The following is a 23601-nucleotide window of genomic DNA, read 5'->3' as shown; positions in this document are numbered from 1 at the left end:
TCCTTAAAGCCAGGTTGTCTTTTCAGCAAATGGTGTACGCTTTTTCTCGGAGGCAATTTCTTCTGCCGGATAGCCGATGCATAGCGTCCCCACTAATTGCTCCTCGTCAGATGCACCGATTAAATCATGCAGTGCGGTATCATGCACCAAACCAACGCCTCTTGTACGCCATACCATGCCTAACCCCAGCTGTTCGGCCATCAGCCACATCGACATGATGGCACTGCTTACAGCAAAGACATTATCTTTTGTCGCTCCTTCATCTCCTTCAACAATGGCGGATGTCACGACTATGATCAAGGGCGTGTTCGTGATGGCTTTCATGGAACTCTCCACTAAATTCGGCTTCGCGGGAAAGCGCTTTTGCAAGTAATCAAGTGCCACCTGCTCGTAGCGTTTTAAGCTTTCTCCCTGTAATACATAGAAATGCCATGGTTCACGCATACGGTCATTTGGTGCATATGTGGCTGCTGCTAATAATGTCTCGATTTTGTCTCGTTCTACTTCGCGCGATTCAAAGTTTCGAATCGCACGGCGTTTTTTCAAGGCTTCTAACATAATTCATGCTCCTTTTCTCTAAACCAGGCAATTTGATTCCGTACTCCAACCACATCTCCAACCAATATCATCGATGGATTCGAGATGCCATGAATCTGGATATCCTCTGCAATCGTTTCAAGTGTCCCTGTAATCGTCCGCTGATTGGCAGTTGTGCCCCATTCAATCACAGCGGCAGGGGTTGTTCGGCTTTTGCCATTGGCAATTAAGCTTTTCGTAATGTGAGCAATATTGCCAATGCTCATATAAAAGGCGACCGTATCAATTTGAGCAAGCGCAGACCATTTTAAAAAGTCCTGCTCCTTTTCAGCGCGGCCATGGCCTGTCACAATGGCAAAACTTGCCGCATGATCACGGTGTGTCACAGGAATCCCTGCATATGCAGGCGCAGCAATCCCGGCGGTTATACCAGGAACAATTTCAAAGGGAATACCCGCTTCCCGCAAAATGGCCGCTTCTTCAGCACCGCGTCCAAATACAAAAGGGTCACCGCCCTTTAAGCGCAGCACCTGCCTCCCCAGGTTTGCCTGATCCACCAGCACCCGATGAATTTCTTCCTGAATCAATCCATGCCTTCCCGGCTCTTTCCCGCAGTAAATCAGCTCTGCATCTTCTTTTGCATGTGTTAAAATTTCCGCATTCACCAGACGGTCATATAAAATCACATCAGCCTCCTGAATGCACTCCAATCCGCGAATCGTCAGCAGTTTAGGGTCACCTGGTCCAGCTCCAACAATATAGACAAATCCGCTCATTGCTCTTCTCCTAAACGCTTAAGCAGCCAGGCTTCACATTTTTGCATATCGCCTTGCTCCACCCACTCCAAAACTTGAGGATCCAAAAGCTCTGCCAAAAGCTGCTTTTTTTCATCCCCCGTAAACTTCACTAAGATTCGCTGACGGGCTTCCTTTAAAAAAGATACATACTGCGCATAATGCTCTCCATATTCCTCTGCTAATTCTGACTTCACTTTGCGGGTCAGACCGGGGCTTGCGCCAGATGTTGATACGGTCAAAACGAATTCACCGCGTCGGACAACTGCGGGATTAATGAAATCAATACGGCCCTTTGCATCTGCACGGCTGAGCAGCTGCCAATGCTGTGCTGCTTCTTCCACTGCATTGTTTACTTCTTCGTCGTTTGTTACGGCAAAGATCAGGGCCGCGTCATCTAAATCAGCCGGTTCGAACGATTTTTCTTTCCATGTCACAAGTCCTTCATGGATATACTGCTCTAATTTTTCAGTAACCACCGGGCTGATCACAGTAACTTGCGCTTTCGTTGGAAGGAGTGCTTCTGCCTTCTGGCGTGCCACATGTCCACCACCGACAATGACCACCTTTTTATAGTCAAGATTCATTAATAACGGGAAATAATTCATGTTCTGCCTCCAAACAAGCTGCCAGCCAATTTTTCACAAGCTGGGGATTCGATGCAAAATGAAAGTGTGTATAGCCGGCTACAAGATTATCAGTTAAATAGCCTTCCCGCTGAGAGCGGAAGCGGCCTTTGCTAAAGTAAGCCGGTGATGAAAGCTCTCCTTCATATGATGAGTAATGGAATTCATGCCCTTTTGCCTGCTCTCCTTCATTCATCAGGAAGTTGCCCGGAACACCTGTAATTTCCCGATATCCGAGTGCAGCCAATTTATCCTGCATCCTCACCCGGCCCGGAATCACACCGATCATCGGGAATGCCTGTCCTTTTCGATCCGCAATTTCTTCAGTTAAATACATAAAACCGCCGCATTCTGCCAATGTTGGAAGTCCCCGCTCCAGCGCGGCCTTGATGGAAAGCTTCGCTGCTTCATTTTTTGCCAAAGTTTCAGCAAACTCTTCAGGAAAACCGCCGCCTATATAGAGCCCTTGCGCTTTTTCGGGAACCTCTTCATTTTGCAATGGAGAGAAGAAATCCAATGTGGCACCATGGGCACGCAGCAATTCTAAGTTTTCTTCATAGTAAAAATTAAAGGCCGCATCTCTGGCAACCGCAATATGTACTTCCTGTCTTTCCGGCTGTGCATCAAAAATCGAAGAGGAAACCGCCAGGACTTGGGCTTTCGTTAGTTCCAGAAGCTGATCAATATCGACTGTTTCTTCAATCGCTTCTGCCAGACTGTCAAAATAGGAATCTAAATCACCGCGTTCTATGGCCGGCACCAGCCCCAAATGACGGCTTGGCATCTTGGCTACAGCTCCTTTCGGGAGATAGCCAATGACAGGAATTCCGCATTCTTGTTCAATCGCTGTTTTGACAATGTCAAAATGGCTTCTGCTTCCTAATTGATTGGCAATGACACCGACGATATGGGAGTTTTCATCAAGCATTTGAAAACCTTTTACAATCGCCGCCGCACTTCTTGCCATACTTGCGGCATTGACAATTAAAATGACGGGGCTGCTTGTAATCTCGCTAATATGAGCTGCAGACCCTTCATTTGATAATGGGGATTTGCCATCATAGAATCCCATCACCCCTTCTATAATCGCTGCATCTGCATCATTGCTCGCTCTTGAGACAATGGCGCGGACGGTATCATGGTCCATCATGAAACTATCAATATTCCGGGAAGGGCGTTTCGTGACAGCTGAATGATACGTCGGGTCAATGTAATCAGGACCGCATTTAAAACCCTGTACGTTTAACCCGCGCTTCATCAGCGCACGCATAATACCGATGGTGAACGTTGTTTTTCCGACACCGCTTCCTGTTCCTGCCAGAACAAATCGATTCATCCTCTTCCCTCCTCAAAGTGGACGCGTGCAATGCTGATGGTCACATTGCCGCTTTTCTTTTTCTCCAGCAGCAATTCCTTCGCATTCGCATACCTCATGGACGCCGGTTCACTGACCCCATACGCGCCTGTATATTTGAAGACGGTGTCCGACGGATTCTGCATCGGAGTCTCATTCAGCTCTTCAGGTGTGTATGTAACAAACGGCCAGTTATATTTAGATGTTAATTCAAGCAGGCCAGCCTCGTTTTTCTTTAGATTAATAGACGCAACGGCTTTCACACTTTTCTTGCTCAACTTCATTTCTGCCAATGTTTCATCAATGACTTGTTCAATCTCAGCCATTGATGTTCCGCGATTGCAGCCTATGCCGAGAACAATTGATTTGGGACGGTACAGGACCCCGTTTTCAAGCAGCACCTCTTCATGCGGTTCCATAAGGCGATCTGTAATAAGCAGTGCGGCTTGCGGCTTTGCCTTGATGGCTTCCTCTATTGATGGATAAATCTTTAGATTTTCCGGCAATTCCCGATCATACGTCCACCAGTTCTTCTCCCCGGTTTCCTGCACGATCGCCACATGTTCTTCATTGACAACCGATGCACTGACAGGTGTTAATTTTTCTTCGCTATCCCACACCCACCCAAATTGGGCTCCAAATAAATCGACGGGAATTGTTTTTTGAACATCTGATGCGGTGGTCACAACGGGCGCCGCCCCAATCGCATGGGCAAATTCATGTGTTAATGCATTGGCACCGCCAATATGGCCGGATAAAACGCTGATGACATACTGGCCTTTATCATCAACCACCAGCACGGCAGGGTCTTTCTTTTTATCGATCAGAAGCGGGGCAATCATGCGGACGACAGCACCAAGGGAAATGATGCAGATAATCCCTTTATACTGCTGGAATAATGCGGGCAATAATAGGCGGACCGTGCCATCAAATAACTGAATTTGCCGTACTTCTTCATCGCCCTGTTCGAATTTTTTCATATAATAAAGGTCTGCATACGGGAACTTTTCCGTATAGCTTCTTGCATGCGCAACCCCATGCTTTGTAATGGCAACAAGGGCATAGGGTTTGCGCTTTTCAATTACCGGAATTTCACCTTCGCGCAAACTAATCATTCGCCGTCACACCTTTGCGGAAGCCATGTGTGAATGTTTTGTCATATAGCTTCGAGCGGTATTCTTTTTCATGGATATGCGGGTCCAATGCCCAGCCTGCCAGAATCATCGCATGCTTGCGGATGCCGTTGACACGCATTGCTTCGTCCAGCTCAGACAGTGTGGTGCGGATAATTTTCTGATCCGGCCAGGAAGCACGCTGCACAACTGCAACTGGTGTATTGTCTGCCCATCCGGCTGCCTGCAGTTCCTTTGTGATTTTCTTTGTTAAGGTCGCACTTAGAAACATCGCGATTGTACAGTGATGGCTGGCCAATGCCTGTAATTTTTCACGCTCCGGCACTGGTGTCCGCCCTTCAGCCCTTGTTAATATAAGAGTTTGCGTTAAATCCGGAATGGTCAGCTCTGCCCCTACTGCCGCTGCGGAGGCAAAAACAGAACTGACGCCTGGTACTACTTCACAGCTGATATCGTGCTGTTTCAATAAAGCCACTTGCTCCATCGTTGCCCCGTACATGGCCGGGTCGCCTGTATGCAGACGTACAACCGTTTTACCAGCATTGACTCGTTCAGCAATGCAATCCACCATTTCTTCAAGATGCATCCCGGCAGTGCGGATAATCTCTGCCGACTCCTTGGCTTCCGCCACTAATGTCTCGCTGACAAGAGAGTCGGTATACATGACAACATCAGCCTTATTTAATAGCTTTAAGCCTTTTACCGTAATTAAATCGGGATCTCCAGGTCCCGCTCCGATAATCCAAATTTTCTTCATTTGCGCACCACCATACATGACAAGTAATTTAACTCAGCTCCCCGGAGCTCATGGACATTCCATATGACCTCTTCGTCAGATGTAACCTTTGTTACAACATGTGTTTTGTCCAGTAAATCCATTTCTTCCAATAGATTCAGCATATCGTCCAATACTTTCGCTACTTTAATGAAAACAATCGCATCATGAGTTTCAATCACCCGCCGCATTTCCTCCATATTCCCGGTTGCCGGAATCATCGCGACATGGTCATCACCATCAGCCAGGGCAATTCCCAAGCGATTAACAGAACCATTAAAGGACGAGATGCCAGCTACCGTTTCAATCGGAACTTCAGGATGCATTGTCTGCATCAGCTTCATTAAATGGATAAAGGTGCTGAACAGCATCGGATCCCCTTCCGTCACGAATGCCACATCTTTTCCCTGAGACAGAAAGCCATAAATAGCTTTTGCGGATTTTGTCCACTCAGCCCTTAATGTCTCTTCGTCTTTTGTCATTGGAAAAACCAAACCAAGCATTTCTTTTTCTTCGGGATTTATATACATGTCTACAATGCGATGGGCGTAGGATTTACTGCCTCTTAATTTTTTGGGATAAGCAATGACCGGGCTTTCCTGCAATTTGCGGAATGCTTTTACCGTGATTAATTCCGGATCTCCCGGCCCGACTCCTAATCCATATAAAGTTCCGATTGTCATTTAGTTCTTTCCTTTCTTTGCAGTCACAATAAAAATGGGATTTAACGGTTCGAAGCGTGTTAAATGCAGGATTGGCTTGCTTTTTGAAATCTGCGCCTGCAATACGGATACTTCACAGCCCATATTTTTCAAATGCTTCATCGCTTCTGCGAGATTTTCGATTGTGGCAATATTCATCACGAGCCGGCCATTCGGCTGCAGCCTTGAAAGGCATGATTGCAATAAAAGCTCCATATTCCCGCCATTTCCGCCAATAAAAATCGCATTCGGATCAGGAAATTCATCCAGCCTCTCAGGCGCCTTTCCAAGGACGGCCGTGAAATCTGTCCGATGTTTTAATTGATTTTCCAGGCAATTCTCCAGGTCGCCCTCATTCTTTTCAATCGCATATACGGCCCCTTCCCGGGCTATTTTCGCTGCCTCAATCGCAACGGAGCCTGTACAGGTTCCAATATCCCAGACGATGCTGTTTTCCTTTAGCTTCAGCTCCTGAATACAAAGAGTCCTGATCTCCTTTTTCGTAATCAAGCCTTTATCCGGCTTTCTCTGTACGAACCTATCATCCGGAATTCCCAGTGAGGCACGCTCTACTGCCACACGCTGCTTTAAAATCACCACATTTAATGGATAAAAAGACGATTGCTCCATTTCATCCAAAGTGAAAATGCGGCAGCGCTCATCTTCCCCCTGCAGGTTTTCAGCAACAAAGGCATCATACTCCGTCATGCCGAACTTCTTTAAATACGTTGAAATGGCCTGCGGAGAATTTTTTTCGTCTGTTAAAATAGCAATCTTTTTCCGCCCGTCGATTCTTTGGGCAAAGCCTTTAATAGAACGGCCATGCAGGCTGACAATATACGCATCCTGCCAGCTTTCCTGCATTTTCGAAAAAGCGAGCTGAACAGAGCTTGTATAAGGATAAATCTCCAATGGAAGCTTTTTCGCCAATACACCGCCAAGCCCGTAAAACAGCGGATCACCTGATACCAAAATAACTGTATTGCGTTTTTCTTGCTGCAGGTCAGCCGTTAATGCCGACAAGCCGCCTTTGATTACTTTTTTCTCTCCAGTAAATTCCGGGAAGAATTGCAAATGACGTTCCCCGCCGACCAGGACATCACATTCATGAATCCAGTCTATGTATGGGGGGAGCAATCCTTCTGCGCCATTATCCCCGATACCAATCATCTTCATCCAATTTGTCAATATTCTCAGCCTTTCCTAGACAGCTTCCATTCATGGCATACAGAGTTGTCGATACTTTGATGCTTGCGTTCATATGATTCAGTGCATAATAGCAGCAGTTTCGGCAAAGGGATTCAAAGAATGCTTCGTTTCCCTGAAGGATTTCACCAACCTGTGATGCCGTATTTGCCTGTAAAATGTCCTGCTGAATTTCCTCACTGACACCCACTTTATTGGCCATACCTGCTAAAAATTCGAAACTGACTGGTGCACTTTTCGAGTGGACCATCATAACTCCCTGTGCAACTTTTGAAAATTTCCCCATCATCCCTACAAGAGAGACTTTGGGAAACTTCTTCCTTGCTATATTCTTTAAAGTAAAACCGACAAAATCGCCCATCTCGATAAAGGCTTCTTCCGGCAAATGCGGATATTGCTTCATGGCAAATTTTTCACTGCGTCCGCCTGTTGTAATGACTAAATGCTCACATCCTGCTTCTTTTGCGACATTGATCGCCTGAGCGATACTTGCCATATAGGCGGAACTGGAAAATGGCACCACCGTTCCCCGTGTACCTAAAATCGAGATTCCTCCAATAATGCCTAATCGGCCATTCAATGTTTTTTCTGCAATTTCTACACCGTCCGGAACCGAAATGACTACTTCAATGCCCCGATTTACTTTATATTTATCCATTGCTTCCTGGACGACACCATGGATCATTTTTCGCGGCACAGGGTTAATCGCTGCCTGCCCGACCGCTACTGGCAACCCTGCTTTCGTGACTCGTCCTACACCGATCCCGCCATCTAAATGGATGCCTTCTTCCTTGGCATAAGTCACTGTACTTTGAATTCGTGCCTGATGTGTGGCGTCCGGGTCGTCCCCTGCGTCTTTGATCGTTTCGCACATGACCCGGCCATCTGACCGATCAAATGCCGTCACTTTAAAAGTGGCATACTGGCCAACTGGCAGATAAATCGTAACTTCATTTGGCACCTCTCCGGTCACTAGTGCCTGCAGTGCTGCCTTTGTCATGGCTGCGGCACAGGCACCTGTCGTGTAGCCGTGCCGCATTTGGGATGGATCTTTTTTATTTCGCTGCTTTTGCCCGTTCATCCGCCATTATCGAAATGGCATTCAGCGCAGCGACCGTCACTGTACTGCCACCCTTTCTCCCTGCATTCGTAATAAATGGGATCCCTTCAAGCACGGCCAGCTCGGCTTTGGACTCTGCCGCTGATACAAAGCCGACTGGCATGCCAATAATCAAGTCTGGTTTCGCGAGCCCTTCTTTCACTAGACGAATCAATTCCAGGAGCGCTGTTGGCGCATTGCCGATGGCATAGATTCCTCCTTCATGCAGACTCACAGCTTTTTGCATGGAAATGATCGCACGTGTTGTTCCCTGGGCCTTCGCTTCCTTTGCAACATCTTCATCCGCAATATAGCAATGCAGGTCCCCGCCATGCTTTTGGAATCGCTTGCGTCCTGACCCGCTTTCAATCATTTGTACATCTGCCACGACATGACGGCCCGCTAAAATGGATTGAACACCTGCTTCAATAGCATCCCGTGTAAAAATCATGCTTCTGCCCAGCTCGAAATCTGCTGAGGCATGGATGACACGCCGAACCACCAGCCACTGCTCGTCTGTAAATGGATGCTCGCCCATCTCCTCTTTAATAATTGCGAAGCTGTGATCATAAATTTTATCCGGATCTACCGTTACCGGTACAAATGTTGTATTAAAGTTCATGTTTGCCATGTGTAAAGCCCTCCCAATCTTTGAATCACTTCTTCGAAAGAAGTGCAGAAGTTTTCATATACGAGCGGCGGCCGCTTAATCAAAATAACAGGAATCCCCAATTCCAGAGCAGCGGTCATTTTTTCATCCACCGATCCCACTTTGCCGCTTTCTTTTGTAATCATCAGGGTCACTTCATATTGCTCACAAAGAGCTTTGTTTAATGACTCAGAAAATGGCCCCTGAATCGCAATAATATCCTTTTGTTTAACCCCAAGCTTTTGGCATTTTTCCATATTTCCCATGTTTGGAAGCATCCTGCATACAAGCCGGATATCATCACGCATTAAATATTTTGTGAAGATTTCCAGCGTTTTGCTGCCGGTTGTCAGCATAATCGTTCCTTTATGCGATTGAGCCAATTTTGCTGCTTCCTCATAACTTTCGGCTTCAGTTATGAGCGGTGAGGTGAACTGTTCATTTGGCCTTTCGTAACGTATGTAAGGAATGCTGCATGCTTTGGCTGCTGCCATTGCCGTTTTTGACGCTTCGTCCGCATAAGGGTGACTTGCGTCAATCACAGTGGTCATCTCTTGCATCTGAATTAATTCAATCATGTCATTTTCTGACAGCCGTCCCACTTTATAAGCAATGCCTTCAGCCTTCAAACTGTCAGCTGCCGATTCTGTGACAACGGTTGCCAATAAGGGATAACCTTGATTTTTCAATTGAATAGCTAATGCTCTCGCATCACTTGTGCCTGCTAAAAATAAAATCATAAGATCCCCCTAATCCCCGCATGGTGCCGGCTCGACTTCGATCTTGGAGCTCATATCCTGATAGGTAAAATACTGAATTTTTTTCACACGCTTAAAATATTTAAAAAGCCGTTCATTTGGATGCGCATTTTCTTTGTATTCTTCGATAATCTCCTTTAATAACGGCACCAGCTGATCGGGCTCAATTCCCTCTGCCACCGGCTGGGCAGCATGGGCTGTACGGCCAACCGGCTTTGCCCCGATAAATAGATCAAACTTCTTCTTGCGGTAAACTATGCCGATATCATCAAATACGGCCCGATAACAGGCCATACCGCAGCCGTTAAAACCAATATGCAGTTCCTTTGGAAGCTTTAAGCCCCCCAGTTCAGCTGCAATTTTCTCTGCATATGGAATGGATTCTGCTTTCTCCCCGTAGCAAAAATCGCAGGCTTTTACATTTAGAACATCGCCCACTGGCATGACTGTCAGTTGATTTTGTTCGAGTTTTTCCACAATCGACTGAGGCCGTCCAGTTGGAATCTTGATTAAAAATCGGTGATCCGGTGTATATTCCATGGTGCCTTTCTCGCCAACAGCTTCTGCCAATACGCGCATTTGGTCTGGTGTAATAAATTTATTGGCAACCCCAGGCGTTACTGCAAATTCAAAAATATCTTCGATTGGCTGCTTCACCAAATGTGTTTGGTCAATCCCCGATTTCGTTGCCATCGATAAAGCCTTTAAAGCCATATCCATTGAGCTGGCTTCTTGTTTTCTTCTCTGGATCTGCTCGTAGCCGGCCTGTGCTTCCCCGGTTTCCTGATTTAATGCCCATGGCTCCGCTTCCTTTTTTAAACGCTGATGCGGCTTTAAGCTTTGCTTCTCTTCACCGAGCGTATACTTTCTCTGATATCCGCGAGGCGTAATGATTTTATTGTCATAAAAGAAAGTGGAGGAATTCCCGATCACAACCGTTGTCAGCATGCCTATATCGTGATCAAGCATTTCCGCCAGTGTAGTCAGAATGACATTCTGATTCTCGCGGTAAGCACTTTTCACAAGACCCACTGGTGTATCAGGAGAACGATATTTTAATAGGATCCTTTGTGCCTCGACAATCTGCCGTGTCCTTCTGCCGCTTTTCGGGTTATATAATGCGATGACAAAATCCGCCATCCCGGCTGCTTCAATGCGCTTTTCGATCACAGTCCAGGGTGTTAAATGATCACTCAGACTGATGGTGCAGGAGTCATGCATGACAGGTGCCCCCAGTAAACTCGCACATGAATTAATCGCAGAGATGCCCGGAACAATTTCCACTTCGATTCCTTCTTCTTCCGTCCAGCCCATTTCGATCAGCACTTCATACACTAAGCCAGCCATGCCGTATACACCCGAGTCACCGCTTGATATCACGGAAACAATATGGCCGGCTTCCGCTCTTTTCACTGCATCCTGCGCACGGGATACCTCCTCAGTCATCCCCGTGCTCACAATGGAACTTGCTGTAACGAATGGCATGATCAGATCTACGTAAGTTTTGTAGCCAATAATGCAATCACTCTGCTGCAGCGCATCCACAGCCCGTTTGGTTATATGCTCACGATCGCCCGGACCGAAGCCGACAACAAAGATTTTTCCCTTCTTCATAGGTAACCTCCAATTAAGAAAAGCACATGCGCCTTGCCTGCTGCAGTGCTGCTTAGCAGGCGCCCTGCGCCGGACAATTCTCAAAATTCATTGCTTCTTGCCAAATAAAAAATGCCTGCACTCCTTTTCAAAGGAATACAGGCATATGAAATGACAGTATAAAAATTAGCATACTGAAACTCAAAAACAATTGATCATAATTGTCCCGCCTATACTTCTCCCTCCGAAAAGCAAGTGTCGTTTAAATAAGCAGGTTTCCTGACTTAAGCTTCTTCTTACTCTTACACCTTCCCGATTTCTCAGTGGCATTGTAATTTCATCAGCTTTTACAGTAGCGGGGGCTGTACCAGACTTTCACTGGTTTCCCTTTTACCTCACCAAAGTGAGCACTTATTCAAATTGATATATTAATTTTTTACTAATATAACATATAATGACCAATTTTGGCATATTATTTTTTTCTAAATTTTTTAAATGCTATGTTAATGCCTTTGACTTTTAGATATAGGAATTGGTAAAAAGAACTTATATCTGCTATTCAGGAGTTAATTTTTGCTGGGATATAATTTACAAAGTTAGACCAAATAGATATTGTTTAATTTATTTAAAATGACCGATTGTCCCTTTGACATTATTAAAATCATGCCGTTTATACTGGACCATAGATACAATACCAAGAATTGGTCCAATCGCTAAACAGGCAAAGACCCACTCCCAGCCAACTAACCTCTGTATAATAGGGATTAAATTTATAGAAAATATAGTGATCAGGAAACCAATGCACATTTGAAAAGTCAAAGCTGTTCCTACATACTCAACTTCTGCAACTTCTGAAACTGCGGCAGAAAACTGGGCAGAATCAGCGATGACAGACATTCCCCAAATGATAGAAAGGAGAAGAGTTAACCAAATATATTGACCAAAAGTAAAGCCAATCAAGATACAGCAAATGGCACTGATACACATAGAAATAATCGTTAGATTTGCTCTTCCAATTTTATCTGAGACTAGCCCGCCTGCTACACAGCCAATCCCCCCTGCAATTCCGATAATAATAAAAGAGGACAATGCAATGAACCAGGGAGGAATCCCTGGAGAATAGCTTGTAAAACTAGCAGTCAAAAAGATGGGAATCCACGTCCACATCGCATACAATTCCCACATATGCCCAAAATAACCGTAGTTCGCAAGCATTACTGGTTTATTCGAAACTACCTTTTTTATTAATTTAAAAGAGAAAGGTAATTTTTTCGTTGTTACTGGAGCATCTGTTAAAACCCAATTGACAATTACAGCTGCCATGAGAGCCAATATTGAACTGCAAATAATCACTAATTGCCAATTTAAAGAAGAAGAGAATATAACAATAAAATGTGGCAAAGAGGACCCTAGAGTTAAGGCGGCTATTAAGATACCAACTGCAAGCCCGCGTTTTTTCGGAAACCATTGAGATAATATTTTAACAGCTGTCGGGTATACACCAGCGAGTGATACACCGGTTAATATCCTAAGCAGAATACCGAAAAAAGCCTGATCTGCCAATAAAAGCAAGGCATTCAATAGCGCACCCAGAAACGCTGAAACGGCAAGAACCTTTCGGGGATTAAAACGATCTGCTATCCCAAAATATGAACTAACTAATGCACCCATTACAAAGCCAATTGGGACAGAAGCAGACAGCCATGCTTCTGAGCTGGAGCTAAGATTCCATACTTGAATCAGTTCAGGGGCTATAACAGAAGCACTAAACCACAAGCTTAATGCGCATAATTCAGCTAATCCAATCCATCCTAACGCTCTCCATGAACCTGGAATCATAATATCCCTCTTTCAAATAAAGCATAGTATTGGAGCTATATTGAAAATCTGAAACATAACTTTTTTATCCTCTCAACAATATGAAACTGCGTTATACCTGCTCTCTATAGGACGTCACAAAGTCAGCATCTCTTAAATAAATCCATACATTGTCAACCTATTTTATGAATGTTTTTATATTTTCTTTCCCCCAATCGTACATCATTAAAATAACCGGCATTAAGCTTTGCCCTAATTCTGTTAATGAATATTCCACTCTAGGCGGGACTTCCGGGAAAACTTTCCGATGAACTATCCCATCTTCCTCTAATTCTCTAATCTGAGTTGTCAATACCTTGTGGGTGATTTTTGGAAACAGACGCTTAATTTCACTGAATCGTAAAGTCCCGTCAGTTCCTAAATAGTATATAATCGTTATTTTCCACTTGCCGCTAATAAGGGATAATGTCAATTCTTTTTCACAATTAAATTCTCTATTTTCAATTTTCTTCCTCACTTCGCTCCGCAAGTCATCCATAATATCCCCTCCACTTCCCTGCAGTCTAAAAGTATCCTTTTAGTAACCTTCTCACAAAAAAGTGCGTTCTTCCATAAAAAAGGATTATTTTTTAGAATATATTCAAGATAGAGAAAATTGAGATTTTGGTTTTTTATAAAATTAGGATGGAGCATCCTAAAAAACACTCTATCTATACGATAACCAACTCACTATTTAAATAGAATGGAGGATGCAAGAATGGCAGGAAACAAAGCAGTAATCTACAGGGGTGCAGGACGGGTAGCCGTGGAAGATATTAGCTATCCGGATTTGATTCTAAGAGACGGACCCGGAGTAAATCCTTTAAATGTCGGCCGTAAGTGTGAACATGGGGTAATTCTAAAAGTCATTACGACCAATATTTGCGGAAGCGATCAGCATATGGTTCGCGGCCGGACGACTGCTCCTGAGGGACTCGTTCTCGGCCATGAAATCACGGGTGAAGTCATTGAGGTTGGACGCGATGTTGAATTTATCAAAAAAGGAGATCTTGTATCCGTTCCATTTAATATTGCTTGTGGCCGCTGCCGCAGTTGTAAAGAACGCAACACGCATATTTGTGAGAACGTTAACCCGGATCGTCCCGGATCCGCTTATGGTTATGTAGATATGGGCGGATGGGTTGGAGGCCAATCCGAGTATGTAATGGTACCCTATGCAGACTTCCAATTACTGAAATTTCCAGATAAAGAACAAGCCATGGAGAAAATTCTTGACTTAACGATGCTTTCCGATATCTTTCCAACTGGTTATCATGGTGCGGTAAGCGCTGGCGTGAAGCCCGGTTCTACAGTATATGTTGCTGGAGCTGGACCAGTCGGCTTGGCTGCTGCCCATTCTGCTCAACTTCTTGGTGCCTCTGTCGTTATCGTTGGTGACTTGAATAGCGAGCGACTTGCCCAAGCCAGAAGTTTCGGCTGTGAAACGGTTAACCTAAAAGAACATCCAAATCTGGGGGAACAAATTGAACAAATTTTAGGAATTCCAGAAGTGGATTGCGCAATTGACTGTGTAGGCTTTGAAGCCCACGGACATGGTGCTGGAGCAGGTGAAGCTCCAGCAGCTGTATTAAACTCGATAATGGAAGTAACACGTGCCGGAGGACGGCTGGGTATACCAGGTCTATATGTTACTGGTGATCCGGGTGCGATCGATAATGATGCGAAAAGCGGAACATTGAAGGTCCGTTTGGGGCTCGGCTGGGCAAAAGCACATACCTTTGTGACTGGTCAAACACCCGTTATGAACTATCACCGTGACTTAATGATGGCTATTCTAAACGAAAAAGCACAAATCGCCAAAGCTGTAAATGCAACGTTGATTTCATTAGACCAGGCACCAGCAGCATATACCGAATTTGATCAGGGTGCTTCCAAGAAATTTGTTATTGACCCTCACGGGATATTTAATAAATAAAGTCTGTCAGAAGCATTCACTAAAAAATTTGAGTGAGCAAATTTTGAGGTAAAAAGTATTCTGTATGTGAACAAAACGCTTGAAAAAATATGATACCGGTAATCTAACCATAAAAGATTAGGAGGTTCATTAAGAAGAGCAAAATCACATTAGATTTAGCTAAGCAAATTATTGCAGGTGCTGAAGAATAAGCAAAAAGAATTGGGGTTTCCATGGTTATCTCCGTAGTGGATGAGGGTGGAAATCTAATTGCTGTTCACCGAATGGATGATGCCCGGTTAGCCAGCATCGAAATTGCCCAAAATAAAGCCTGGACGCCTTGTCGTTTTTGGCGGAGGAATCCCTCTGGTCAATGATGGAAAAGTGGCAGGCGCCGTGGGAGTCAGCGGCAGTACAGTTCCCCATGATATCCAGGTTGCAGAGGCAGCTGTTCAAGTATTTAACAACAAGTTTTCTCAATAATAATTTTCTGGTTAATTGTTATTTCTGTTATCTTTTTGACAAATTAATTTCAAGCATTTAATGGGAATAAGTTATACCACATGTTTTTTAGCCGAATGAACATGTGGTATTTACTTTTTACAGCAAATTCTCATTATCAGATGAGTGCTATGAAATCAACACGTTTGAAAGTAAGTGTTTATTTGAATAGGTAATTATGAAAACTACAATATCCCTCTATAATTCTAATAAACCGGACAGCCATCATGGTCATCCGGTTAATTCATTTAGATACATAGAAACTTACAAATGTCTAAGGTTGCCTTCACGCACCAATCTCATTATTGGAACGAACTTTATCTGTCTTTCGATTTTTGAAGTAATAGAATATATAGCTGACAAGCAGGAATCCTATTCCGATAAGCAGTCCTGCCAGCTGAGTTGGATCAAAGGCCAGGAATACTAGAATAGAGACACAGAATATAATACAAATCAGAGGGATGATTGGGTAGAATGGGACTTTGTATTTTAGATCCTCTACCTTACCGCCTGCTTTTATATATTTACGCCGGAACATGAATTGAGAGAGCGCGATTCCCATCCATGAGATGGTGACAGAAATACCAGCAATGGACATTAATAATACAAACACGGTTTCAGCAGCAAACACGCTTGTGAGTAATGATAAAAGTGAAAATATCATGGTGAATACTAGAGCAGTGAACGGCACCTTCCGTTTTGAGAGTTTTCCAAAAACTCTTGGTGCCATTCCATCATGAGCCATCGCCCAAAGTAAGCGGGTCGAAGCATAAATACAAGAGTTTCCTACAGATAAAATAGCTGTTAAGATAACAAAATTCATGATATCAGGGGCAAATGGAATTCCAGCCAGGTCCATTAAGGTTACAAACGGGCTTTCTAATATTCCGAGCTCTTGTGTTGGAAATATGGCGGATAATATAATAATAGAAGCAATATAAAAAATGATGATTCTAAATATGACATTTCGAATCGCACGAGGAATATTCTTTTGAGGCTCCTCGCTCTCTCCGGCCGCAATCCCGATTAATTCAGATCCCTGATAGGAAAAGATAACATTCATCATCGTTACAAACACGATGGCGATTCCAGCAGGGAAAAGGCCTTTAGGAGCTAAATGTTCCATATATGGCGCCGGCCTGTCCGCCAGTGGTATGATGCCCAGGATGGCACTGAAGCCTATAATAATAAAGAAGATCACAGCTACAACTTTAATGCCGGAAAACCAATATTCCGCCTCAGCAAAGCCCCTTGTTGTTAAGGCATTGAGTGCGAATAAAAGAAGGATGAATATTGCACACCATACCCATACGGAGATATCCGGAAACCAGCGTTTCATCAAAATTCCGGCAGCCGTAAATTCTACTCCAGCTGTGGTTGCTGATCCAATGAAATACATCCAGCCTAATGAGAAACCAGCCGAAGGACTAATGAATTTACTGGCATAGGTCTGGAACGATCCCGTAACTGGCATGTACACAGCAAGCTCCCCCAGGCAAACCATGACAAGATACAAAATGACCCCACCGAATAAATACCCGATTAAAGCCCCTCCTGCCCCCGCTTGATTGATCGTGTAGCCGGCGTTTAAAAACAATCCGGTCCCGATTACTCCACCCAAAGAAAGCATAAACAAATGACGGCGCTTCATCGACCGGTTTAATTGATTCTTCTGACCATCTTGCTCTACCATCTAGATCACATCCCTTTATTAGATTGGCATCAGGCACATTAAGCTTGCGCGAATTGTCCACCTGAATGGACAAAATCGCCATTTTGTCAACTAGTTGCGCCTGACACCATTAGATGCTTTTTTGCCAGCATTTTGACCATCCCTTCTACAAGGGCAGGTACTTCTTCGAACGCGCTTTTGATTTGAAGTCGTTCGGTTCGTTTGTGAGCGTCTTTTCCGAATGGGCCTACGTTTAGTACCGGTGCCTGGAGCTTTGTCATTTCATCGAATGGAATACTGTAGCTGCTGCCCCAAACCGGCGTGTTTTCTTTAAATACGATCCAGCCGTCACCAGCATCCTGATAATTGACGTAGCTTAAATCGCTAATCCCATTAAAATAGTGTACTTGGTTAACAGGCAGTCCAAACTTTTCAAAGCCTTGTTGTTTAACGTATTCGATGCATTCTGCGACCAGCTCATCCTCAGAGGAATTGACTGCCGGATAATAAGGCGGTGCATAAAGCAGAACGATTGCGGGTGTCAGCTCCTGACACTTAATGATTAACGCATCAGCAATTCGGATAGATTTCTCCCGGTCATCCCATTCCGCTTTTTTCTGTACGTAGTCTTTGATGCCCGCAACAAAAGCTGAACCAAATTTTCGAATAGCATGCTTTTCCAGTTCTTCATAGCGCAGCACACGCACCTCACCTACGGGAGATACATTCTGTTCACTGCAGATTTCTTTATAGGCTTCATTGCAGATATGAGCTGCTTTTAGCGCTACCTTTTCGAATATATCCATGATTTCACCGGCATTCCGTTTCATTAAAAATACATTGTACAAAGCCGCTGAACGATAAGGTGTTTGCGCGGAATACTCCAGACGAAGATCCTTTTGCTGCAGTGTCACCGGAAGCGGAGTCTGCTCTCCCTTCTCTGATTCCTGCAGCGCTGTATTCCACTCCATTCTTTGTGTTAAAAACGAGGCAATATAAGGCGCTGTTATACCGCTGAGCGGTTCCCCCACATGCGTTTCTTTTCCATAAAAGAGTGCGGCCGGCATGATTTTACCAATAGAGCCTGAATACACATAATAGTTTCTGTCACCCGGTTCCTGCGTAAATACCGGTTCCCCATTCAAGAAAAGCTTATAGGTGAGCTGATGTTTTTCCTTCAATTCTAAAAGTTCTTGAACAGCTGCCCGCATTCCGGATGAATTCACTTCTTCGTCAGGAACCGTCAGCAAAATTAGATTAATAGGCCAGCGTTCAACAGTAGCTTTTTCTAATAATCCCATATGCATGACAAGCCCCATTTTCATATCCATCGTGCCCCTGCCAAATAAGAACTCTCCCGAGAGAAGATCCTGCCTGGCTTCTTCCGGAAGCTCATCTGCCCTGGAATGAAGCAATTTCGTCAATTCCTCCGGGAGATGCGCGTACTCCTGAAGATCGCCATATTCTTCGGTATTTACTGTATCAAAATGGCTGATTAACACGATCGTTTCCGTGGCATCAGGGTGTTTATATAAAGCGGTTACAAACCGACGGCCTAAATCGGCATCATGGAGCCCCAAGTGATCAGGATTCTCCCGAAAATAGGTCAACTCCTTGAGCTTCGCTGTCACCTTAAAAGAAAATTCACGCTCTCCCTCCGTAAGTGTCATGCTTTTCCAGCTTACTACTTCACACAATAACCTGCGCAATGCATCTGGGGTTCCCCACCTTAGCTGTGTCATAACTAAACGCTCCTTCTATGCGAAATAAAACGACCCTTTTTTAACTATTTATTAAAAACGCAGTGACAAACAGCTTAAACCGCCATCAAGTTTACGGAACTCAGATGTATCAAGTTCAATCGTCTGGAATCCCGCCTCATTAATTTTTTGCTTTGTTTGCGGGTAGCCGGACGGGACGATGATATAGTCATTGACGCGAATGCAATTTGCTGCATATTCCTCTTCAGGAGGAACAACAATTTTTTGATAGGTATTGAAATCCGGGTGGTTGACAAATTCTCCTGCAGCGACAATCGTTTGGTTGCCTAAATAAGCTATTCCAGTTTTCAGGTGGAAGAATTTCTGTAATGGAACGATGGTAGCATTATAGTCTTGGGATTTTAATATTTGTTTAAGCTGCTCGGCGCCTTCCTGGTTTGTCCGGGAAGAAATTCCGATGTAAAAATGATCTTCGATTTGTAAAACATCGCCTCCGTCAAGTGTTCCAGGCGCTTTAATATAGTAGATCTTATCAAAGAAGGATTTGACTGCCGGCTCTATTTCGTGAATTTCGCCATTTCTTTTTTCCGCACCAGGGTTGGAAATAACTGCGAACTCTGCAGTTAAAACAGCTGTATCTTCTACAAAGGTAGAATCCGGAAATTGATCATTGCTTGGAAGCACAGTTACTTCTGTACCGCATGCTTTAAGTGCTTCAATATAGGCATCATGCTGCTCTAATGCTTTTTCTAAAATAGGTGTTCCAAGGTCAGATGTTGTTAATCCATTGATAAAAGTTGAACCGGGTCTTTTTACAATTGTGTTATGAAACATTTTTGCAGCTTGTGCTGATTTTGATGCTGATTCTCTTAACATGTATTATTCCTCCATCATTTCTCTGATTTGTAAGCTTTGGTTAAACACGTTCCACAGGACATGTGAGGCATGTTGGCCCGCCAGTGCCTAAATATGAAATTTCATTACCTTCATATTCATAGACAGTCGCTCCTGCATCCAATAGTCCCTGTTTGGTTTGAGGATTTCCGGAAACAATGACACAAATGCGCGGTGCAACAGCCAGTACATTACAGCCGAGCCGCCGGTATTCATCGTCCGGTACTTCAACAAGCTGGAAGCCGCGTTCCAGAAGCATCTGTCTTAGAAATACCGGCATAAGCCGTGAATATACCACTGCAAGATTTTCATCCACGATGCTTATAAATGACATAAGGTGAAGACACTCCTCTTCTCCTTGATCGTGCGGGAGCTGGACAACTATACATTCATCAACTATATCCTTTGTCATTTCTTTAATTTGGCGAATCGCCTCATCGTTTGTTCGATAACCGCGTCCAATTAATAAAGTGCGGTCATCCAGCCAAACAAGATCTCCCCCGTCAGCTATTGCATCACCAGTTAATTCTCCCAGAATGGGGATATTTTTTTCCTGTAAAAATTCTTTATAAATTCCTGCTTCAGGCTGACGTAATTTTTTCCCTGATTTTAAAATCATTGCGCCTTTTTTCGTAAATTTAACGGGATCATGGGCATAAAGCGAATCCAGCCCCACCTTTTCTGAAACCGGCAGAAATTTAATATGGCCGACATGCTTCTTGATTATGGATAGAAATTGTTCGTATTCCTTCTGGGCTTTCATATAATTCGGCTCACTGATATAGTTAAACTTTTTCCACTCACTTCTTAAATGCTCCTGGCTGATAAAGGCTTCTTTTGGATGCTTTACAATGACAGTGTTTAGCTTTTTGTACATCGAAGTCACCAATTGGCTTAACCTCCTTTTTCCACATATCGGAATAGATTTCCTCTGACAGGAAAACTTATAATATGATATTATAGTGATAGATTCTCCATGTCAATATATTTTGAATTTACTGAATAATTTATTTCAGTACACTTATGCAAATTAAAAGGAATGGAAGGATAAAAGATGCAGACAATCAATCGTGCCATGCAGGTAATCAAGGTTTTGTCTAAAAATGATACAAGAATGTGGATTTCCATTACAGATTTATCAAAGGAATGCGACTTGCCTGTCAGTACACTTCATCGGCTCCTGCAATCCATGAAGCAGCACGGGCTTATTCAGCAGGATCCAGATTTGAAACTATATTCTATGGGCAACACCTGGTTAGAATATGGACTTAAAATGTATGACACCTTTGATTTTGTTGGACTGATTCGCCCAGAGATGGAAAAATTAATGCATGAGGTGGAGGAGAGTGTGTATTTTAGCAAGCCAATTGGATTAGAATCACTAGTGGTTGAAAGAATTGATTGTCTCAACAATCCTATTCGAATTAATGATCAGCTGGGGATCCGAATTCCATTGAATATTGGGGCGGCCAACAAAGTGCTGTTAGCTAATATGCCAAACTCAGAGACTGTTAAAGTTGTTAATTCCTTAGTCCCGTCTGAGGATAGAGATTCGTTTATTAAACTATTAAGCAAAGTGAAAAGGCAGGGTTATGGGGAGAGTCATGGTGAACAAACGCCTGGAACCTCTTCTGTCGCTGCGCCTATTTTCGATCACGCCAATGAACTCCTGGGAGCCATAAGCATCGGATATGTTAATTTCAATATCACAGAAGAAAGACAAAACTGCTTAATCGAAAAAGTAATCGAATACGGCTTGCGAATTTCCAATAAATTAGGGAGTTAATACTTAGGGAATTAAAAAAGACTTCATCATAACAACTATTAGGTAGAATATTGCCCATGACAATTAATAAACGCAAGGTTACAATTTCCTTCAAATGCATGTGTGATTTTTTAAAATTTCACAAAAACAAACGGGAGTGTGTCCTCAAGTGCGTCAAAGCTGAAATTCAGATGTTTCGCACACTCTCGTATAATCAGAATTAAAACCAAATGTTTAATTTAAAAAAGGAAAATTGCTACTCCATTACCATACTCCTAAATAATAATCATAAAAAAAAGCGAATTACTTCGCTGTTTAATCAGTAGGAAAATATGTTATGCTCCTTTTATAAAAGACAACTTTTTATCATTTTCGATCCCGGTTGAATATTTGTTCGTCACTAATGTATAGACGTCTTTGGACATCAACAATTTCATTAAATACAATGCTGATTGTATCGTCTTTTCCAATAGTTCCAGATAATCCCCATTAAGTTGGTTCACGATTTTAGTCACTTGACTTATTGAGCGGTCACTGCAACGTCAGCGACATTTTTGAAAAGTATTCGCACCCAAATCCCTTTTAGCCAAATTGTTATCATTCACCCAACCCTTCACGTTTCAATACCTCCTCAATAGCAGCAAGTGCTTCATTTCCATCAGGGCCTGAAGTACTTATTTTTATTTTTGCTCCTTGGTGAATACCTAAAGTCATAATAGTCATGATGGATTTTAAATTCCCCTTGCTTCCATTAAACTCTATAGAAGTGTCAGAACTGTACTTGTTTGCTGTTTGAACCAATAGTGATGCAGGGCGTGCGTGGATTCCTTCTTTATCTACAATTGTAAATATTTTTTCAATCATTAGTTCAATCTCCTTTATCTACCCTTTAAAATACTTAAAGGTCACTAAAATTGTTAGAAAATAACCATAGTCTCACATATTCCTGCTTTTGAGACTATGGTAGCCTTAAGTGAATATTAGTTATTTAATTTTTTACTTCCTAATTTCTGATGAAACTTTGGATCTTTTGGAATACTGGGATCCACTCCCCTTAGTGGTGGAATTATTGCACACATTAACTGAATCGGGATAATATATTCATAGGTCTTATAATAGGGGTGGTTGATAAACTCAGCAGCCAGGCTTCGAGAATTCTCATCAGACTCACATCCAATTACATAGATATTTTCAGTCCAATCAGATAGCACCTCTATCATTTTCTTTACTCGTTTTTCTACTCCAGTATCTAAAATAATAATAGTAGAATCTTCATTGACCGCATTATAAATACCATGAATAAATTCTTCGAACTCGTAGCCAGTTACCGGAATTCGCAGCGTTTCTAACAACTTCAGGGCACTTTCTAATGTATCGCCATAGATTTCACTTGTCCCAATAACTCGAATTTCTTTTGCATTAGATAATCTTTCCTTATTCGCATCAATCCATTGATAAGACTTTTCGTATGTTTTCAAAAACTGATTTGCGCTTCTCTCTAATTCAATGATTTCTGCATTATATTCTGCTGATGTTATTTTATTTGTTTCTCTTGCAAGTTGCAGTGCAAATAGAGTCAGGTTTAACTTAGTCGTGTAAAATCCTTTAGTCTTTGCACCTGCTTTTTCCTCACCGCATTTAACTGTCAAGATAAAATCCGCTACCTCATCAATTAATGCTTTTTCTTGCCCAGCCATCGAAGCTATCATACAACCTGCATCTTTTGCTAATTTCATTGCATTATAAGTTGAGTAACTGCTTCCACCTTGTGATACACCAATTAATAGCGTTTTGGAAGAATCCCCTAAGAAAGTTTCTCTACTAATAGCAAATGGATAATAGACATCTACACGAATACCCGTTACGGACTGCATTAACTTTTGTACTTGGAGACCAGAATGATAGCTTGTACCGGAGCCGGTAACAACCACACGGTCAATTTCTTTATTTCTTACTTCGGCAAACAATTGATCTGCACCTTGAATAATTTCCTTCATTTTCCCTGGGGTTTCTTGCATGTAATCTTCAATTCTCATTTTTATTCTTCCTCT

The 23601-nt window shown here is 43.2% G+C and carries 23 protein-coding genes, 1 pseudogene and 1 riboswitch; of the genes and pseudogenes, 3 read left to right on the top strand and 21 right to left on the bottom strand.

All coding sequences use genetic code 11. The annotated features are described in order from the left end of the window. Nucleotides 1-3: 3 nt before the first annotated feature. From MKY20_RS15520 to MKY20_RS15455, 14 genes are all read right to left on the bottom strand, one after another. Entirely contained in the window at nt 4-558 is a 555-nt protein-coding gene (locus MKY20_RS15520; protein WP_192908717.1) for a nitroreductase family protein, read from the bottom strand. Beyond that, nucleotides 552-1313, bottom strand: coding sequence for a uroporphyrinogen-III C-methyltransferase (gene cobA, locus MKY20_RS15515; RefSeq protein WP_009334120.1), 762 nt, complete (start codon nt 1311-1313; stop codon nt 552-554). Before cobA ends, MKY20_RS15520 begins: the two co-directional genes overlap by 7 nt. Further along, the gene (locus MKY20_RS15510; protein ID WP_217026742.1) at nt 1310-1939 is read right to left on the bottom strand and encodes a precorrin-2 dehydrogenase/sirohydrochlorin ferrochelatase family protein; all 630 of its coding nucleotides are present in this window, start codon (nt 1937-1939) and stop codon (nt 1310-1312) included. Before MKY20_RS15510 ends, cobA begins: the two co-directional genes overlap by 4 nt. After that, the gene (locus MKY20_RS15505) at nt 1908-3293 is read right to left on the bottom strand and encodes a cobyrinate a,c-diamide synthase (protein ID WP_009334118.1); all 1386 of its coding nucleotides are present in this window, start codon (nt 3291-3293) and stop codon (nt 1908-1910) included. Before MKY20_RS15505 ends, MKY20_RS15510 begins: the two co-directional genes overlap by 32 nt. Continuing rightward, nucleotides 3290-4426: a cobalt-precorrin 5A hydrolase gene (locus MKY20_RS15500; protein WP_251157061.1), complete on the bottom strand. Its 1137-nt coding sequence runs from the start codon at nt 4424-4426 to the stop codon at nt 3290-3292. The genes MKY20_RS15505 and MKY20_RS15500 overlap by 4 nt, the downstream gene beginning before the upstream one ends. After that, nucleotides 4419-5201 (bottom strand): precorrin-4 C(11)-methyltransferase, encoded by a 783-nt coding sequence (gene cobM / locus MKY20_RS15495; RefSeq protein ID WP_251157060.1) that lies wholly within the window; start codon nt 5199-5201, stop codon nt 4419-4421. The genes MKY20_RS15500 and cobM overlap by 8 nt, the downstream gene beginning before the upstream one ends. Next, the gene (gene cobI, locus MKY20_RS15490) at nt 5198-5902 is read right to left on the bottom strand and encodes a precorrin-2 C(20)-methyltransferase (RefSeq protein WP_009334115.1); all 705 of its coding nucleotides are present in this window, start codon (nt 5900-5902) and stop codon (nt 5198-5200) included. The genes cobM and cobI overlap by 4 nt, the downstream gene beginning before the upstream one ends. Next, nucleotides 5903-7096, bottom strand: a complete 1194-nt coding sequence (gene cbiE, locus MKY20_RS15485; protein ID WP_251157085.1) for a precorrin-6y C5,15-methyltransferase (decarboxylating) subunit CbiE — start codon at nt 7094-7096, stop codon at nt 5903-5905. Beyond that, a complete protein-coding gene (locus tag MKY20_RS15480; RefSeq protein ID WP_019383379.1) occupies nt 7071-8207 on the bottom strand; it encodes a cobalt-precorrin-5B (C(1))-methyltransferase in 1137 nt (378 codons plus the stop codon). The genes cbiE and MKY20_RS15480 overlap by 26 nt, the downstream gene beginning before the upstream one ends. Further along, entirely contained in the window at nt 8182-8856 is a 675-nt protein-coding gene (locus MKY20_RS15475; RefSeq protein ID WP_251157059.1) for a precorrin-8X methylmutase, read from the bottom strand. Before MKY20_RS15475 ends, MKY20_RS15480 begins: the two co-directional genes overlap by 26 nt. After that, complete coding sequence (cobK, locus tag MKY20_RS15470) at nt 8844-9614, bottom strand: precorrin-6A reductase (protein WP_019383378.1); 771 nt, start codon at nt 9612-9614, stop codon at nt 8844-8846. Before cobK ends, MKY20_RS15475 begins: the two co-directional genes overlap by 13 nt. A 9-nt stretch (nt 9615-9623) precedes the next feature. Next, nucleotides 9624-11246 carry a precorrin-3B C(17)-methyltransferase gene (gene cobJ, locus MKY20_RS15465; protein WP_251157058.1) on the bottom strand — a complete coding sequence of 541 codons (1623 nt, stop codon included), beginning with the start codon at nt 11244-11246 and terminating at the stop codon, nt 9624-9626. Between the two features lie 231 nt (nt 11247-11477). Next, nucleotides 11478-11655: riboswitch (cobalamin riboswitch) on the bottom strand. A gap of 191 nt (nt 11656-11846) precedes the next feature. Further along, entirely contained in the window at nt 11847-13064 is a 1218-nt protein-coding gene (locus MKY20_RS15460) for an MFS transporter (RefSeq protein WP_341001895.1), read from the bottom strand. Nucleotides 13065-13221: 157 nt separating this feature from the next. Further along, nucleotides 13222-13581, bottom strand: coding sequence for a winged helix-turn-helix transcriptional regulator (locus tag MKY20_RS15455; RefSeq protein ID WP_009334102.1), 360 nt, complete (start codon nt 13579-13581; stop codon nt 13222-13224). A 219-nt stretch (nt 13582-13800) separates the two neighbouring features. Here MKY20_RS15455 and fdhA point away from each other — a divergent pair, with 219 nt between their 5' ends. Together fdhA and MKY20_RS15445 are read left to right on the top strand one after the other, a co-directional pair. Further along, nucleotides 13801-15018, top strand: coding sequence for a formaldehyde dehydrogenase, glutathione-independent (gene fdhA / locus MKY20_RS15450; protein ID WP_217026750.1), 1218 nt, complete (start codon nt 13801-13803; stop codon nt 15016-15018). Between the two features lie 212 nt (nt 15019-15230). Continuing rightward, nucleotides 15231-15480: pseudogene (locus MKY20_RS15445) on the top strand (GlcG/HbpS family heme-binding protein). A 304-nt stretch (nt 15481-15784) separates the two neighbouring features. Here the strand turns inward: MKY20_RS15445 and MKY20_RS15440 are convergent. The 4 genes from MKY20_RS15440 to MKY20_RS15425 form a co-directional block, all read right to left on the bottom strand. Next, nucleotides 15785-17191, bottom strand: a complete 1407-nt coding sequence (locus tag MKY20_RS15440; RefSeq protein ID WP_251157057.1) for an amino acid permease — start codon at nt 17189-17191, stop codon at nt 15785-15787. An 86-nt stretch (nt 17192-17277) separates the two neighbouring features. Continuing rightward, nucleotides 17278-18912, bottom strand: a complete 1635-nt coding sequence (locus MKY20_RS15435; RefSeq protein WP_341001890.1) for a M20 family metallopeptidase — start codon at nt 18910-18912, stop codon at nt 17278-17280. 51 nt (nt 18913-18963) lie between these two features. Continuing rightward, complete coding sequence (locus MKY20_RS15430) at nt 18964-19767, bottom strand: dimethylarginine dimethylaminohydrolase family protein (protein ID WP_284951376.1); 804 nt, start codon at nt 19765-19767, stop codon at nt 18964-18966. 40 nt (nt 19768-19807) lie between these two features. Beyond that, nucleotides 19808-20662: a dimethylarginine dimethylaminohydrolase family protein gene (locus tag MKY20_RS15425; protein WP_251157083.1), complete on the bottom strand. Its 855-nt coding sequence runs from the start codon at nt 20660-20662 to the stop codon at nt 19808-19810. A 177-nt stretch (nt 20663-20839) separates the two neighbouring features. Between MKY20_RS15425 and MKY20_RS15420 the strand changes: the two genes are divergently transcribed. Beyond that, nucleotides 20840-21571, top strand: coding sequence for an IclR family transcriptional regulator (locus MKY20_RS15420; RefSeq protein WP_341001886.1), 732 nt, complete (start codon nt 20840-20842; stop codon nt 21569-21571). 314 nt (nt 21572-21885) lie between these two features. Here MKY20_RS15420 and MKY20_RS15415 read toward each other — a convergent pair whose 3' ends face one another. From MKY20_RS15415 to MKY20_RS15405, 3 genes are all read right to left on the bottom strand, one after another. Beyond that, nucleotides 21886-22053, bottom strand: coding sequence for a hypothetical protein (locus MKY20_RS15415; RefSeq protein WP_251157055.1), 168 nt, complete (start codon nt 22051-22053; stop codon nt 21886-21888). Between the two features lie 94 nt (nt 22054-22147). Continuing rightward, complete coding sequence (locus MKY20_RS15410) at nt 22148-22411, bottom strand: phosphocarrier protein HPr (RefSeq protein WP_341003361.1); 264 nt, start codon at nt 22409-22411, stop codon at nt 22148-22150. Nucleotides 22412-22530: 119 nt separating this feature from the next. Beyond that, nucleotides 22531-23586, bottom strand: a complete 1056-nt coding sequence (locus MKY20_RS15405; protein ID WP_251157053.1) for an SIS domain-containing protein — start codon at nt 23584-23586, stop codon at nt 22531-22533. Nucleotides 23587-23601 lie beyond the last annotated feature (15 nt).

Source organism: Cytobacillus sp. FSL W8-0315 (assembly GCF_038002905.1).
GTDB classification, from domain to species: domain Bacteria; phylum Bacillota; class Bacilli; order Bacillales; family Cytobacillaceae; genus Cytobacillus; species Cytobacillus pseudoceanisediminis.
Note: the sequence above shows the minus strand (reverse complement) of the source record. Positions and strands in the feature narration are given on the sequence as shown.